At 67.2% G+C, this 14,988-nt stretch carries 14 protein-coding genes; 9 read left to right on the top strand and 5 right to left on the bottom strand.

The genetic code is table 11. The annotated features are described in order from the left end of the window. Positions 1 to 5: 5 nt before the first annotated feature. The 5 genes from pdxH (at position 6) to L1787_RS19435 (ending at position 4,641) form a co-directional block, all read left to right on the top strand. Complete coding sequence (pdxH, locus tag L1787_RS19455; RefSeq protein WP_235710772.1) at positions 6 to 620, top strand: pyridoxamine 5'-phosphate oxidase; 615 nt, start codon at positions 6 to 8, stop codon at positions 618 to 620. A 272-nt stretch (positions 621 to 892) separates the two neighbouring features. After that, positions 893 to 1,693: an ATP-binding cassette domain-containing protein gene (locus tag L1787_RS19450; RefSeq protein WP_235710771.1), complete on the top strand. Its 801-nt coding sequence runs from the start codon at positions 893 to 895 to the stop codon at positions 1,691 to 1,693. A 16-nt stretch (positions 1,694 to 1,709) separates the two neighbouring features. Next, the gene (locus tag L1787_RS19445) at positions 1,710 to 2,759 is read left to right on the top strand and encodes a sugar ABC transporter substrate-binding protein (RefSeq protein WP_235710770.1); all 1,050 of its coding nucleotides are present in this window, start codon (positions 1,710 to 1,712) and stop codon (positions 2,757 to 2,759) included. A gap of 75 nt (positions 2,760 to 2,834) precedes the next feature. Beyond that, on the top strand, positions 2,835 to 3,860 hold the full coding sequence (locus L1787_RS19440) for an ABC transporter permease (protein ID WP_235710769.1): 1,026 nt from the start codon (positions 2,835 to 2,837) through the stop codon (positions 3,858 to 3,860). Between the two features lie 13 nt (positions 3,861 to 3,873). Further along, entirely contained in the window at positions 3,874 to 4,641 is a 768-nt protein-coding gene (locus L1787_RS19435) for an SDR family oxidoreductase (RefSeq protein ID WP_235710768.1), read from the top strand. A gap of 67 nt (positions 4,642 to 4,708) precedes the next feature. Here the strand turns inward: L1787_RS19435 and L1787_RS19430 are convergent, their stop codons facing one another. The 5 genes from L1787_RS19430 to L1787_RS19410 form a co-directional block, all read right to left on the bottom strand. Beyond that, on the bottom strand, positions 4,709 to 6,679 hold the full coding sequence (locus tag L1787_RS19430) for a tripartite tricarboxylate transporter permease (RefSeq protein WP_235710767.1): 1,971 nt from the start codon (positions 6,677 to 6,679) through the stop codon (positions 4,709 to 4,711). A 241-nt stretch (positions 6,680 to 6,920) separates the two neighbouring features. Further along, positions 6,921 to 8,015, bottom strand: coding sequence for a Bug family tripartite tricarboxylate transporter substrate binding protein (locus L1787_RS19425; RefSeq protein WP_235710766.1), 1,095 nt, complete (start codon positions 8,013 to 8,015; stop codon positions 6,921 to 6,923). A 91-nt stretch (positions 8,016 to 8,106) separates the two neighbouring features. Further along, the gene (locus tag L1787_RS19420) at positions 8,107 to 9,330 is read right to left on the bottom strand and encodes a CaiB/BaiF CoA transferase family protein (RefSeq protein WP_235710765.1); all 1,224 of its coding nucleotides are present in this window, start codon (positions 9,328 to 9,330) and stop codon (positions 8,107 to 8,109) included. After that, positions 9,327 to 10,229 carry an HTD2 family dehydratase gene (locus L1787_RS19415; RefSeq protein WP_235710764.1) on the bottom strand — a complete coding sequence of 301 codons (903 nt, stop codon included), beginning with the start codon at positions 10,227 to 10,229 and terminating at the stop codon, positions 9,327 to 9,329. The genes L1787_RS19420 and L1787_RS19415 overlap by 4 nt, the downstream gene beginning before the upstream one ends. Positions 10,230 to 10,334: 105 nt before the next feature. Then, positions 10,335 to 11,237, bottom strand: coding sequence for a LysR family transcriptional regulator (locus L1787_RS19410; protein WP_235710763.1), 903 nt, complete (start codon positions 11,235 to 11,237; stop codon positions 10,335 to 10,337). Between the two features lie 185 nt (positions 11,238 to 11,422). On the opposite strand from L1787_RS19410, the gene L1787_RS19405 reads away from it, so the two are divergent. The 4 genes from L1787_RS19405 to cls all read left to right on the top strand — a co-directional run bounded on the left by L1787_RS19405 (position 11,423) and on the right by cls (position 14,979). After that, entirely contained in the window at positions 11,423 to 11,644 is a 222-nt protein-coding gene (locus L1787_RS19405; protein ID WP_235710762.1) for a lipopolysaccharide assembly protein LapA domain-containing protein, read from the top strand. A 48-nt stretch (positions 11,645 to 11,692) separates the two neighbouring features. Beyond that, positions 11,693 to 12,745 (top strand): patatin-like phospholipase family protein, encoded by a 1,053-nt coding sequence (locus L1787_RS19400; protein WP_235710761.1) that lies wholly within the window; start codon positions 11,693 to 11,695, stop codon positions 12,743 to 12,745. Positions 12,746 to 12,845: 100 nt separating this feature from the next. Further along, positions 12,846 to 13,547: an endonuclease/exonuclease/phosphatase family protein gene (locus L1787_RS19395; RefSeq protein ID WP_235710760.1), complete on the top strand. Its 702-nt coding sequence runs from the start codon at positions 12,846 to 12,848 to the stop codon at positions 13,545 to 13,547. Between the two features lie 7 nt (positions 13,548 to 13,554). Beyond that, entirely contained in the window at positions 13,555 to 14,979 is a 1,425-nt protein-coding gene (cls, locus tag L1787_RS19390; protein WP_235710759.1) for a cardiolipin synthase, read from the top strand. Positions 14,980 to 14,988: the final 9 nt, after the last annotated feature.

The following is a 14,988-nucleotide window of genomic DNA, read 5'->3' as shown; positions in this document are numbered from 1 at the left end:
GCATCATGAGCGCGACCCTCACCGACAACTCCATCCTTGCGGGACAAGCCCCGGATCCGTTCGCGCTGTTCGACGAATGGTTCGCCGAAGCCAACGCCGCCGAACCGAACGACCCCAACGCCATGGCGCTCGCCACCGTCGACCGTGACGGAATGCCCAATGTGCGCACCGTATTGCTGAAAGGCCACGATTCGGACGGCTTCGTGTTCTACACCAACACGCAGAGTGTGAAAGGTGGCGAACTCGGGGCGAACGCAAAAGCCGCCTTGCTGTTCCATTGGAAGAGCTTGCGCCGACAGGTTCGGGTGCGCGGACCCGTGACGCCGGTGACGACCGAGGAGGCGGACGCCTATTTCGCCAGCCGGCCGCGCGGCAGTCAGCTCGGCGCATGGGCGTCCGACCAATCCCGCCCCGCCAAGGACCGGGCCGAGCTCGAACGCCGCGTCGCCGAACGCGAAGCGGAATATCCGACCGACGTGCCGCGCCCGCCACACTGGTCGGGCTACCGGATCACGCCCGCGGAAATCGAGTTCTGGAAGAATGGCGACTATCGCCTGCACGACCGGTTCCGCTACGTCCCGAACGGCAACGGGTGGACGATAACGCGCCTCTTCCCCTGAGGCCAGCAACACCAAGAGAGGCGGGACGCGCCCGCCTCTCCCCTCCCGGCTCCGCCGGGTTGCACTGCGGCAAGATCCGCCACACCCCGTAAAAATTTCAGCGGCTCGGCCGCCGCGCCCCTGCCTGCCCGCCGCGATCCCGCCACGCTTTCGGCTCGCGTTGACGCGCTTTTGTGCAGCGCAATGCACTGCACATCCGCTTGCCATATTCGCGCCACGACGCCTATGGTGCGGTGAGCGAACAAATACGAGCGACGAGGGCATCGCTTGAGATGACGACCGCCAGCCTCCCGACGCCCGGCCCGTCGACCGACGGCGCGCTGCTCGAGCTCAGGTCGATTCGCAAGCGGTTCGGGGCGATCGAAGCCCTTCGCGATGTCACTTTCTCGATCGCGGCCGGCGAAGTCGTCGCCCTTCTCGGAGACAATGGGGCCGGCAAGTCCACCCTGGTGAAGATCATTTCGGGCGGCCTCGAGCCCACATCGGGCGAGGTCGTCTTCGAGGGAGTGCCTCGCCATTTCGGCTCCCCCGCGGAGGCCAAGGCCGCCGGCATCGAGACCGTCTATCAAGACCTGTCGCTTTGCACGAATGTCGATGTCGTGGCGAATTTCTTCATGGGGCGCGAGATCACCAAGCGCGTTCTCGGCATCCCGGTGCTCGACGAGCGGCGGATGCGCGAGGAGACCGCCCGCGCACTCGAAGACGGCGGCACGCGCATTCCCTCCTTGCGCACCCATGTCGAGCATCTGTCGGGCGGACAGCGCCAGGCGATCGAACTCAATCGGTTCGTCCACTGGGGCGGCAAGCTCGTGCTCCTCGACGAGCCGTTCGCCGCGCTCGGCGTCGAGCAGACGCGGCGCGGGCTCGAGATGATCGACCGCGTCCGCCAGCGCGGCATCGGCGTCGTTCTCATCACCCACATCATGGCCCAGGCCTTCGCGATCGCCGACCGGATCGTCGTGATGCGTCAGGGCGCGGTCGCCGGCGACCTCGCGACGAGGGACACCAGTCCCGACGAGGTCGTCCACATGATCACCGGCGAAATCGAAACCGTCGGGACGCGGAACCCATAAGAGGAGAACGACCATCATGAGGAAGTTTTTGCGCCTTTGCGCAGGCGCCGTCCTTGCGGCGGCGATCGCCGTCTCACCGATCTCCCCCGCCTCCGCGCAGGATACGAAGGGGACGATCTATTATCTCGTCCCGACCCTTCTCGACGAGTTCCAGACAGGCTCGGTCTCGGCGATCGAGAAGTTCATGGGTGATGTCGGTTACGAGGTGAAGTCGCTCGACGCGCAGAACCGCACCGACCTTCAACTCAACCAGCTCGACGACGTCCTCAATCTCGACCCCGCCGCCCTCATCATCGCCGCGGTCGATTTCGACGCCATCAAGCCCGGGATCGAGAAAGCGCGCGAGGCCGGCGTTCCGGTGATGATCTTCGACCGTCAGATCACCTCGACCCCCTCGGACCTCACCTCCGTCGCCGGAACGGTCGAGATCGGCGAGCTCGCCGCCGGAGAGATCAAGCGCCTCCTCGAGGAGAAGAACGGCTCGGCCACCGGCAAGGTTCTCCAGATCCTCGGCGATCCGGGCGATCCCTACACCCTCGACATCCAAAAGGGCTTCGAGGACACGATGGCCGGCACCGACGTCGACATCATCACCCAGGCGGCGATGCAGTGGGAGGCCTCGAACGCCGGGTCGATCGCCCAGGACCAGCTCCTGACCAATCCCGATATTGACCTCATCTTCGTCCACGCCGCGCACCTCGCGGTCGCCGTGGCGGCCGTCCTCGAAGCGCAGGGCAAGGCGCCGGGCGAGATCATGCTCGTGTCGTCGAACGGCGCGCCGGTGGGCCTCGACCTCATCCGCAAAGGCTGGGAGCAAGTCGAGGTCGAACAGCCGCTCTACGCCCAGGCCGCCGCCCTCGCCATGTTCGCCGACAAGGTGGTGAACGGCGAGGAGCTGACGCCCGGCACCTACGAGGTGACCGGCCTTCCCTCCACCCTCACCGTCGAGGAATGGGGCCCGAACATCAAAATTCCGGGCGCGGTCATCACGGCCGACAACGTCGACGACCCGAAATTCTGGGGCAACCTGCAGCCGCCCGCGGAGCCGGTCTCGCCGGTCGAGTGATTTCGGGCGGGCGGCGCTCAGCCGCCCGCTTCCGGCCAACCGTCCGCCAATCCTGTCGAGCGTCGAGCGCCCTCCATGACTGCCATCACCGACGACAGCCAGCGTCTCGGCCCCCGCCGGCGGGCCGTTCTCGAGTTCGCGCTCGACAATCTCGTCTGGCTGATCCTCCTCGTGGTGCTCGTCGTCTTCTCGCTGACGATCCCGCGCTTCTTCCAGATCGGCATTCTGCTCAACATTCTGGAGCAATCGACCTTCGTCGGCGTGATCGCCGTCGGCCTCTCGCTGACCTTGATCGCGGGACACATGGACCTTTCGGTCGAATCGGTGATGGCGCTCGCGGCGATGATCGTCGCCCTCACCTTCGGCACCGGCGGCGCGGGGTCGGGCCTCGAGTTGACGCCGGCCTTTCTCGCCTTTCCGGTCTCCCTCGCGATGGCCCTCACGGTCGGTGCGCTCATCGGCCTCTTCAACGGCACGCTCGTCGTCCGCTTCGGCATCAACGCCTTCATCGTGACGCTCGGCTCCTACATCCTGGTGCGGGGCATGGTGGTCGCGCTGTCCGGGGGGCGCTCTGTCTACGGGCTCCCCGATATTCTGCGGGTGATGGCGGTCGAGCGGATCGCGGGCGTCCCCCTCACCGCCTGGGCGCTCATCCTCACCTTCACCGTCTTCGCCTTCATTCTCGGAAGGACGCCGTTCGGGCGGCATCTCATGATGATCGGCGGCAATGCCGTCGCCACCTACCGCGCCGGCATCGACGTCAAGCGGACGGTGACGATCGCCTTCGTCCTCTCCGGCGCGCTCGCGGGGCTCGCCGGGTGGCTCCTCGCCTCACGCACGGCGGGCGCGACGGCCAATCTCGGCATCGGGATGCTGTTTCAGGCGTTCGCGGCGGTGGTCATCGGCGGCGTCAGCCTCAAGGGCGGACAGGGGCGGCTATCGGGCGTCTTCGCCGGCGTCCTCCTCCTCACCTCGATCCAGACCGCGATCAACGTGATGGGGATGCCGCCGCATTATACGCAGATGATCCAAGGCAGCCTCGTCCTCCTCGCCGTCCTCCTCGACGCCCTCAAAGGCGCGGTGCGGCGGCGCTATCTATGATCGGAGAATGGCCATGACCGGACGCCTTCAGGGCAAGCGCGCCCTCATCGTCGGCGCCGCGCGCGGGATCGGCCGCGCGATCGCCGAACGCTTCGTCGAGGAAGGCGCTCGCGTTACGATCAGCGACGTGAGCGCGGCGGGTGCGGCGACGGCGGAGGCGATCGGCGCCGATTTCGTGGCCGCCGACATCGCAACGCCCGAAGGCGCCGAGGCGGCGGTCGCGGCGGCCGTCGCCACGCATGGCGGGCTCGATATTCTCGTCCAGAATGCCGGCATCTATCCCTGGACGCTGATCGAGGACATTTCGCCGGCCGAATGGGACGCGGTGCTGGGTGTCAATCTGCGCGGCACCTTCATGACCGCGAAGGCCGCGCTCGGCCCGATGCGGGCGGCCGGCGGCGGGCGGATGGTCTTCACCTCCTCGATCACCGGCCCACGCGTGACGAGCCCCGGTCACGGCCATTATTCGGCCTCGAAAGCGGGGATCGTCGGCTTCGTGCGCTCCGCGGCGCTCGAATGGGCGCGTGACGGGATTACCGTCAACGCGATCGAACCCGGCAACATCCTCACCGAGGGCATGAAGGAGGATCGCGGCGAGGCATTCATCCGCGAGATGTCCGCCTCGGTGCCGCTCGGCCGGCTCGGCACGCCGCGCGAGATCGCCCACGCGGCGCTCTTCCTCGCCTCCGAGGAAGCCGCCTACATCACCGGCACGACGATCGTCGTGGACGGCGGCCAGATCCTGCCCGAAGGCGGCATGATCGAGATGCCGCCCCGCTGACCCGCCGTTCCCGCGGTGACGACGCCCGGCCCGCGCGGGCGTCCCTCGCCCGGATGGTTGGTGCGCCTTACCCGCCGATCCAACGCGGCGCGTTCAACATGTCCGGAATGAGGCCGGCCGGGAACGCGACGGAGAGATAGCGCGCGAGGAGCATGAAGATCACGCTCGTCGCCACCCCGATCGCCACCGATTTCACGAGGCTGAGCCGCGCGCCGAGGGCGAGATAGGCGATCAGGAAGAGGCCCGCCGCGATCGGGAAGCCGACGAGATAGCCGAGCAGCCCGAGCCCGAGGAACCAGGCGAATTGCAGCCCGAGCGGCGTCTCGCGCGGCGCGGTGGCCGAGCTGTCGGCAAGCTCCGGCACGACACGATGCGTCATCGCCTGCCGCCCGATCACGATAGCGATGAGAATGAGGCCGAGCGTCGCGACCGAAAGGGGATAGACCCGCGCCATGAAGCCGAAGCCCGACGCATCCCAGGCGACGAAACCGGCGAAGGCCAACAGCACCAGCGCGAAGGCGATCTGAAGCGGCCGCGTCGTCAAAGCGAGCTTCTCCACCTCCTCTTTCGGATTGGTGCGGCGCTGGATTACGGCGAGCACGATCACGCCGATCGTGAGGGCGAGGAGGACGAGGGCGATCGGCCGCTCGAAGATCGACAGGCCGTAGATCTGCGCCGTCTGATAGACCGACGCCTCGAGCCGGCTCGACAGCACGAAGCCGATGAGGAGCGCCGGCCGCGGCCAGCCGAAGCGCATCATCAAGAGCCCCACCGCCCCGAGCGCGGCGAGCGTCGCAACGTCGTTCCAGGAGCGCGTCGCCTGGAAGGAGGCGAACATCACGATGACGAGGATGAAGGGGCCGACCACCGTATAGGGAACGGTCGTCAACAGCGCGACCGGGCGCGCGAGCCCCAGACACATCAGAACGACGATCACGTTGCCGATCGCGAGCGACCAGATGATGATGAAGGTGAGGTCGAGATCATTGCGCAGCATCCCGACGCCCGGCTCGACGCCGACGAGGATGAACCCGCCGAGCAGCACGGCCATCGCCCCCGAGCCCGGAATACCGAACAGGAGCGTCGGCACCAGCGCGCCGCCCTCCTTGGCGTTGTTGGCCGATTCCGGCGCGATCACGCCGCGAATGTCGCCTTTGCCGAAATTGTCCCGGTCGCGGCTCGTCTGGACGACGTGGCCATAGGCGATCCAGTCGACCACCGAGCCGCCAAGGCCCGGCAACGCCCCGACGAGGCTGCCGATCGCCGAACAGCGCAGGATGATCCAGCGATGGCGGATCGCGTCGCGCACGCCCGTCAGCATCCCGAGCCCGAGCTTCTGGTTCTCGACGATCGCCTTGCGGCGGGACAGGAGGTCGATCACCTCGGGGATCGCGAACATCGCGAGGCCGACGATCACGAGGGGAATGCCGTCGCTCAGATAGGTCGAGCCGAAGGACATGCGCAGATCGCCCGTCGCCGGCGCGGCGCCGACCGAGCCGAGCATCAGCCCGACACAGCACGCCGCGAGCCCCTTGAAGACGCTGCGCCCGGTGAGGACGCCGACCATCGAGAGGCCGAACACGACGAGCATGAACTGCTCGGCAAAGCCGAAATAGAGGATGACGGGGCGGACGCCGAAAATCGCGATGCTGAGGAGAAAGGCGCCGAAGAGACCGCCACAGAGCGAGGCGGCGAAGCCCGCGCCGAGCGCCCGCGCGCCCTCCCCCTTCTTGGCGAGCGGGAAGCCGTCGACCACCGTCGCCTGCGAGCCGCTGGTGCCGGGAATGCCCATGAGCACCGAGGGAAAGGTGTCCGACGTCGCGGTGGCCGACAGCATCCCCACCATCATCGCGAGCGCGAGGCTCGGCTCCATCCCGTAGACATAGGGAAGCAGCAGGGTAAGGCCGGCGATCCCGCCGAGCCCCGGCAGGATGCCGATGACGAGGCCGAAGAACACCCCGCCCGTCAGATAAAGAAAGTGTACCGGCTCGAAGAGCTGGGCCCATGCGGCGAGCATGGTCTCGAACGGACCATTCATGAGAATGCCTCGAGAAGCGCGGGACGCTCGCGATGACGCGGGCCCGGCGCATTCGGATGATGATGAAGATGATGGTAGCGACGTCGGCGTGCGGCCTCGACCGTCCGCGCGCGGCACGACGGCCGGCGCACGGGATCAGCGCCCCGATCGGGCCGCGACAGGGAGACGGGCCGCCGCCGAGTGCGCCCCGGATCCGTCGGGAAGGGCGGCGACGGCGCCGCCCGTTCCAATCGTGTCACCGTCAGCGGCTGACGCCGAAGGACTCTTCCAGCCAGCCATAGAGCCAGGCCCGCGCCTCGTCGTCGAACTTCAGCGCGGCGAGCCAGCGGTCCTTGGCCTCGGCGCCGGTGAGGGTCGGATACCCGCCGAACATCTTTTCCGTCTCGGCGATGAACTCGGGATCCTGCGCCATCTCCTCGGCGGCGGCCTGATAGGCGGCGACGATCTCGTCCGGCGTTCCCTCCGGCAGAAGCACCGCCTTGGAGGCCATCACGCGGCTGAAGAACATCGTCTGCCACGCATCATAGGCGGGACCGGACGGCGCTTCGCCGAGCACCGTCTCGGCCGCTTCCGGGAAGGTCGGCAGGTCCGGGAAGGCGGGATCGCGCACGCGCTCGCCGCTCGAATCGACATAGCCCATCGCATAGAGCGGCATCGCGATGCCGCTTTCCACCATCGGCGCGACATAGGTGTTGTAGGAGAGCGGGTTGTCATACGAGATCGAAATCTCGCCGCGCTCGAAGGCCTGCTTGGCGTCGGCCCGCTGCAGCCCGAAGATCGGCGTCACGTCGAGACCGAGGATGTGGAACTCGATGAGCTGGACGAGATCGGCCGAGGTCGGGGTATGCGCGCCCGAGCGCAGCGGCGTGTCCCCGCCGAGATCGGCGAGCCCGCCGACATCCTCGATGCCGAGGCTTTCATGGCCATAGACCATCATGCCGAGCGGATTGACCACGACCGGCGTCATCGTCGACAGGTCGTATTTGACGCGCGGGTCTTCGAGAAGCGCGTTCATCAGGGTCGACGTCGAGGTGACGAGGAGCGTGAGGCCGTCGGGATCGGCGTCCTGTTGGAACCCGTTGGTGCCGGCGATCGCCCCGGCGCCCGGCGCATTGCGCACGATCACCGTCGGGCTGCCGGGCAGGAATTTGCCGAGCTGGGCGCTGATGAAGCGGCCATAGGCGTCGGCCGCGCCGCCAGGCGAATAGGGAACGATCACCTCGATCTGCTCGCCCTCGAGCGAGAAGTCGGCCGCGGCCGTTCCGGCCATCGCGATCGAAGCCGTCAATGAAAGTGCTGCGGTCAGCGCCGTCGCTTTGGGTGTGTAACGTGTCATCGCCATTGTCCTCCCTTGGCGTTTCTCGTCCGTCGGGCCTTGTCGGCCCCTCCTTTTTGACCGGCGCGCCGACGCGCGCCATCGGCCTTGCTCACGGCGCGGCGTGCGCCGCGTCACGCGCCTCGATCACCACGCCCGCCTGCGCGAGCGCGTCCACCTCGTCATCGGCATAGCCGAGGCTCGCCATGACGGCGCGCGTGTCGGCGCCGAGAACCGGGGCGGGCCGCTGTCCGGCAGCCCAGCCGGACGAGAACCGGCTCGGTGAGCGCATGTTGCGGATCGGCCCTTCGACCGGATGCTCGATCTCCTCGAAGAGGCCGACCTCGTTGAGGTGCGGATCGTCGAGAAGGCTCTCGAAGGTCTGATAAGCGAGCACCGGCACGTCACGCTTGCCGAGCTCCTCGACCCAGTAGGCCGTCGGTTTCTCGATGAGCGCCTCGCCGCGCACCGTGTGATAGGCCTGGACGTTCTTGAGCCGCTGCTTGACCGAGGAAAAGCGCGGATCGTCCTTCAAGTCCGGTCGGCCGATCGCATCGAAGAGGCCGAAGGCCTGCTTGTCGGTGTTGGCGGTGACGCAGACATAGCCGTCCGCCGTCGGGATCGGCTGGGCGAGCGGGTTGAGGATGCGCAGATCCCCCGTCGGCCCGTCCGAGCCGACAAAGACGCGCTGACCCATATGCTCGTTGAGGACGAACTCGCTCATCGTCTCGAGCATCGGGATCTCGATCGCCTGCCCCTCCCCGCTCTTCGTCCGGTTGAAGAGCGCGAGCATCACCTGTTGCACCGCGATGAGGCCGACGATCCGGTCGCAGATCGTCATCGGCACATAGCGCGGCTCGCCGGTCATCCGCTCGTTGGTCGCCGCCATGCCGGAGGCGCCCTGGATGATGGAATCGTAAGCCGGCTTGTCGCGATAGCGCCCACGCTGGTCGAATCCGACGATCGCGCAATGGATCGCCTCGGGGTTGATCGCCCGCACGCTGTCGGCATCGAGGCCGAGTTTCTTCAGCGCTTTCGGCCGCATATTGGTCAAAACCACGTCGGACGAGGCGATGAGCCGCTCCATCAACGCCGTCGCACCCGGCTTCTTGAGGTCGACGCCGATCGACCGCTTGTTGCGGTTGAGGTTCAGGAATTTGGGCGAGAAGGCGCCGCTCGGCGAGGCGCCGCCGAGGGTGCGCATCAGGTCGCCTTCCGGCGGCTCGAGCTTGACGACATCGGCGCCATAATCGGCGAACCAGCGCGTCGCGAGCGGGCCGACCACCACCGAAGTGAGGTCGAGCACGCGCACGCCGTCGAGGGGAAGCGCGCTCACGAGGGGCGCGTCCAGACGAGATCGGCGGTGGCCGCGATGAAGCCGTCGGCGTCGACGGCGCAGAACTCGCCGGTCTCGCCCGTCTCGTTTTCGCCGGTGCGCCGCGCCATCAGCGTCACCTTGCGGTTGACGAAGAGCGGGCGACGGTTGCGCACGGCGAATTCGGCGAGCGGCGCGGGGTGTTTCTCGGCGATCATCGTCAGTCCGAGAATGGCCGTCAGCCCGCCATTCACGACGCGCTCGGGATAGCCTTCCTCCTCGCGCGTATAGTCGCCGTCATAGTGGATGCGGTGCGCGTTGAAGGTGATCGCGGAATACCGGAAGAGGAGCGCGGGCGACGGCGTCACCTCGCGCTGCCACTCGAAATCGCCCTCGGGCCGATCCTCGGCGGGGCCTTTCTTGGCGCCGGAAGCCGCCTCTTCGCGATAGACGATCTTCTGTTCCTCGGTGACGGCGATCCGGCCGTCTTCGCCGTGAATGTCGTGCACCACGGTGACGAAGGCGAGGAGGCCCGTGCGGCCCATTTTCGGCGTCACTTCGGCGATGCGCGAGACCCGGCGGACGGGCTCGCCGATCTTGAGGTCGCCCCGGAAGATCAGCTTGCGCGAGGCGAACATGCGGCGCGGCAAGCCGAGATCGGGAAGGAAGTCGCCCTTTTTCGGGTGGCCGTCCGGGCCGATCTGCGCGGAAGGCGCGAGCGGGGGAAAGAGCGTCACGTGCCAACCGATCGGCAGCGTCGCGCCGGGGACGAAAGGGGCCGGGTCGAGGTTCAGCGTCGCGGCGAGGCGGCGCGCTTCGGTGCCCGAGACCTCGTCCGTCGCGATCTCCTCGCGTCCGATCCATGTCGATGCGTCCGCGGAAATGCGGTCGAAGGCATTCACCTTGGTGTCTCCCAACACGTCATTGGTATCGTTGAAAGGAGACTAGCGCTCGATGCTGAGCTGCTTCCAATGCAATTATCTGCGCTTTCGCTGCGTGGTGCGCAACAATCGACGACCAACCGATCACCGTCCGCCCGAGGCGCGCTTCAGCCGCTTCATGACGATCTCGCGCATCAGCCGGGCGGGCGGCGAAAGCGGCATGTCGTTGCGCCGGATGAGGCCGATCGCCCGCTCCACGCGCGGTTCGGTGAGCCCGACCGGCGTCAGCGGCGGCGTCACCATCTCCCCGGCGATCGCCGGCAGGACGGCGATCCCCACCCCCGCCGCGGCGAGGCTGACCGCCGTCGCGAGATGTTGCACGTCATAGACCCAGTCGAGGGCGATCGAATGGGATTGGAGCGCCGTCTGGATGAGCCGGCGCGTGCCACTGCGCTGGCCGATCGAGATGAGGCGTTCCCCCTCGAGCCCCTGCCAGGTGATCGTGCCCTTCGCGGCGAGGGGGTGGTCGGCCCGCACCAGCGCGACGACAGGCTCGGAGAAAAGCGGCTCGATGATGAGGTCGAAATGATCGGCGCCGATGAAGCTGATGCCGAAATCGGCCCGCTTGTCGCGCACCCGTTCGAGGATCTCCATCGCCGACAGGTCGGTGATCTGAACGCGGTTCGCCGCGTCTTCCGGGAACTCGGCGATGATCCGCGGCAGGAGCTGCGCGGCGATGGTCGGCAGGCAGGCGATCCGCACGTCGGCGGCGCCGAAATGGCTTTGCGCACGCAGGTCGCTGATCGCCCCTTCGAGGCTCGACAGCACCTCTTGCGCGCGCGGCAGGAACTCCGCCCCGGTGCGCGTCAGCGTCACGAGCCGGGTGGTGCGGCTGACGAGGACGACGCCGAGCGTGTCCTCGAGCTTCTGAAGCCGGCGGCTCACCGCCGTCGCCGATAGGTTCAAGCGCTCGGCGGCGAGGCGAAAGCTGCCCTGCTCGGCGACCCCCACGAAGGCCTGCAGGCCGAGAATATCGAAGCGCTCCAACCGTCCCTCCCTGCCGCATCGCGCCTCCGCTTCGGACGGCCGGCCGCGCGGCGTCCCTCAAATCCGATCGCGGCGGCTCGACCGATGCCCCGGAGAGCCACTATTGTCGACGCATTGCGCCCGGCCGCCCGCCCTCGTCACGGGTGGATCCGATCTGCAATTCAGATCCCGAACGGAGGCTTCCGATGCGATACCTTTATCTCGCCCTGATCATCATCTTCGTCGTCCTCATCGTGATCTTCGCGCTGCAGAATTTCACGTCGGTGACGGTGGCGTTCCTCGGACTGCGCTTCACGCTGCCGCTCGCATTGCTCGTCGTCGTCGCATACGTGCTCGGCGCGATCACGGGGGGCAGTCTTTACGGATTTCTGCGATATTCCTACAGCAAGTCCAAGGTCGTTCACTAACCCATGTGACGCTCATTCCAAAAGCGGATACACGCGATGGATCAAGCCATGACTCCCGAAGCGGACGCGGCGCCGGCGGAAGCATCGCGTTCGCAATTGCGGATCGATCTCGCGTTGCAAGGCGGCGGATCGCACGGCGCCTTCACCTGGGGCGTCCTCGACCGGCTGCTCGAGGAGACGTGGATCGTCATCGACGCGATCTCGGGCACCTCGGCGGGGGCGATGAACGCGGCCGTCCTCGCCGACGGCTGGGCGAAAGACGGCGCGGCCGGCGCGCGCGCCAACCTCGAAACCTACTGGCGGCGCGTCGCGCGGGCGGCCGAGGCGAGCCCGTTCCAGCGCTCCCCCATCGACCGGGCGCTCGGCCGATGGACGCTCGACACCTCCCCCGCTTACGTCGTGGTGGATCTCCTCACGCGGATGGCCTCGCCCTACGACCTCAATCCGCTCGGCTTCAACCCGATGCGCCGCATCCTCGACGATTGCATCGACTTCGACCGGCTGCGCGCCGCGCCGATCAAGCTCTTCATCACCGCGACCAACGTCCACACCGGCCGCGGCCGCATCTTCCGCAATGCGGAGATCACGCCGGACGTGCTCCTCGCCTCCGCCTGCCTTCCGACGATGTTCCAGGCGATCGAGATTGACGGCGAACCCTATTGGGACGGCGGCTTTGCCGGCAATCCGACCATCACGCCGCTGGTGCGCGAGAGCGATGCGGACGACACGATCCTCGTCCAGATCAATCCCCGCGTCCGGGAGAAGACGCCGCGCTCGGCGAGCGAGATCCTGAACCGCCTCAACGAAATTTCCTTCAACTCCCCCTTGATGAAGGAATTGCGGATGATCGCGCTGATGCGTCAGGCCGCCGATCCCGGAACGGGTGAAGGCGCACGCTGGGCGCGGATGCGGCCGCACCGGATCATGAGCGACAATCTCGCCGATTTCGGCGCATCCTCGAAGCTCAACGCCGAATGGGATTTCATCTCGATGCTGAAGACCGAGGGCTATCGCGCCGCCGACGAATTCCTGTTCGTCCATGGCGAAGACCTCGGAAAGCGCGCGACCAGCGACCTCGACGTCCTCCTCAATGAGTGTTGACCCCTCGATATCGCGCCGCGCGCTCCCATAATCTCGGAGGGCTCTTGCGGCCTTCATCCCCTGCCCCCGAGCTGACGGCGGCGACGATCGGAAGACATCCATGCGCGTTCGCGTCGCGACGTATAATATTCGCAAATGTGTCGGCCTCGACTGGCGTCGTCAGCCTGATCGGATCTTGCGCGTCATCAACGAGCTCGACGCCGATATCGTCGCTTTGCAAGAGGCCGACCGGCGCTTCGGCCAACGCATCACCACGCTGTCGCACACGACGCTGATGGAGGAAGGCTGGCGCCCCGCCTCCGTCGCGATGCACGAAGGCGGGCTCGGCTGGCACGGCAACGCGATCCTCCTCAGCGCCCGCGTCCAGATCGAGGACACCCACCGGACCGACCTTCCGGCCTATGAGCCGCGCGGGGCCGTCCTCGTCGATGCCCGGATCGACGGGCAGCCGGTCCGCATCGTCGGCACCCATCTCGGATTGACGCCCGACCGACGCACGGCGCAGGCGCGCTTCATCGCCGAAATGCTGTCCTCCCGCCCGGCCCGGCCGACGATCTTCATGGGCGACCTCAACGAGTGGCGCGCACAGGCCGGCTGCATCGCGATCCTGTCGAAATCACTGGTCTTCGCCAACCCGGCACCGACCTATCATGCGAGCCGCCCCGTCGCCGCCTTCGACCGGATCGCAGCGAGCCCGGACATCGCTTTCCTCGATCATGGCGTTCACCGCAGCCAGACGGCCCGGCGTGCCTCCGATCACCTCCCGCTCTGGGCCGATATCGTCCTGCCGAGCGCCGACTGAGTTTCGCATGTCCATCGAGTCGTTCATCGCCCTCGTCGTTCCGCTTGCGCACATCAGCGGATCGTTATGCGCCCTCCACGCGGCCTATCACGCGCACACCACGGAGGGCGGCATCGCCTGGGCGGTCTCGCTGATCGCCTTTCCCTGGCTCGCGCTGCCGGCCTACGCCCTCTTCGGGCCGCCCGCCTCGAACACGCTGACGATGCAGCTCCAGAATGTGCGCAGCCAGGCGCTGCCGCCGATGCTCGTCGCCGTCCCGCCCGAGGCCTTCGTGCCGGACGACCACACCGCGCCGCGTTTCGACTTCCTCGCCGATCTCGGCCCGACGCCGATCACCCGTTCGCCGAAGCCGGAACTGCTCGTCGACGGGCCGGAAATCTTCAAGCACTTTTTCGATGTGGTGGAGAGCGCGGAGCGGGATCTGTCGATCCAGTTCTACATCATGCGCAGCGACAAGATCGGCACCAAATTCCGCGACGCGCTGATCGCGCGGGCGCGCGAGGGCGTCCGCGTCCGCCTCCTGCATGACAGCATCGGCGCGCGCAATGCGGGCTCGGCCTATTGGCGCGCGCTACGCGATGCCGGCGTCGAGGTGCGCAGCTTCGACGTGCGGCGGCGCATGTCGCGCATCCTCTATATCAACTTCCGCAACCACCGGAAGATCGTCGCCGCGGACGGGCGCGTCGCAATCGTCGGCGGGCCGAACCTGGCGGACGAGTATCTCGGCCCCAGCCAATGGTTTCCCGATTGGCGCGACACGGCGGTCCGCCTGACCGGCCCCGCGGCCGCAATCGCCACGACGACCTTTTTCGAGGACTGGGTGTGGACGGGCGGCACCCTCGACCGTCCCTTCCTCGACCCGGAGCCGGGTGAAGCGGGGCAGACCTCACCGATCCTCCTCTACCCGACCGGCCCGGCGGATGCCCTCCCCGCCTGCTCGCTCGGCCTCATCCACCTCATCACCGAGGCACAGAAACGGGTTTGGATCGCGACGCCCTATTTCGTGCCCGACCTCGACGTTTTGACGGCGTTGCGGGTCGCGGCGCTGCGCGGCGTCGATGTGCGCATCATCATTCCAGACATCCCCGATCACAAGATCGTCTGGTACGCCGCCTTCGCCTATGCCGAGGACGTCCTGCGCACCGGGGCGAAGATCTACCGCTATCAGCCGGGTTTCATGCACCAGAAGACGGTGCTGATCGACGATTGGGCGGCAGGGATCGGCACGGTCAATCTCGACAGCCGCTCGCTACGGCTCAACTTCGAGAACATGGTCTACGTGTTCGACCCGACCTTCAACGAGGAGGTCGCGGCGATGCTCGAGAACGACATCGCCCGCTCGAAGTCCTATGACGAGGAGGCCCACGCCGCCCGGCCGCGCAAGATCCGCATCCTTGCGCCCGCCGCGCGCCTTCTCGGCCCCCTTCTCTGACGCAATCCG

The sequence above is a fragment of the Acuticoccus kalidii genome (assembly GCF_021556395.1).
Taxonomy (GTDB): domain Bacteria; phylum Pseudomonadota; class Alphaproteobacteria; order Rhizobiales; family Amorphaceae; genus Acuticoccus; species Acuticoccus kalidii.
Note: the sequence above shows the minus strand (reverse complement) of the source record. Positions and strands in the feature narration are given on the sequence as shown.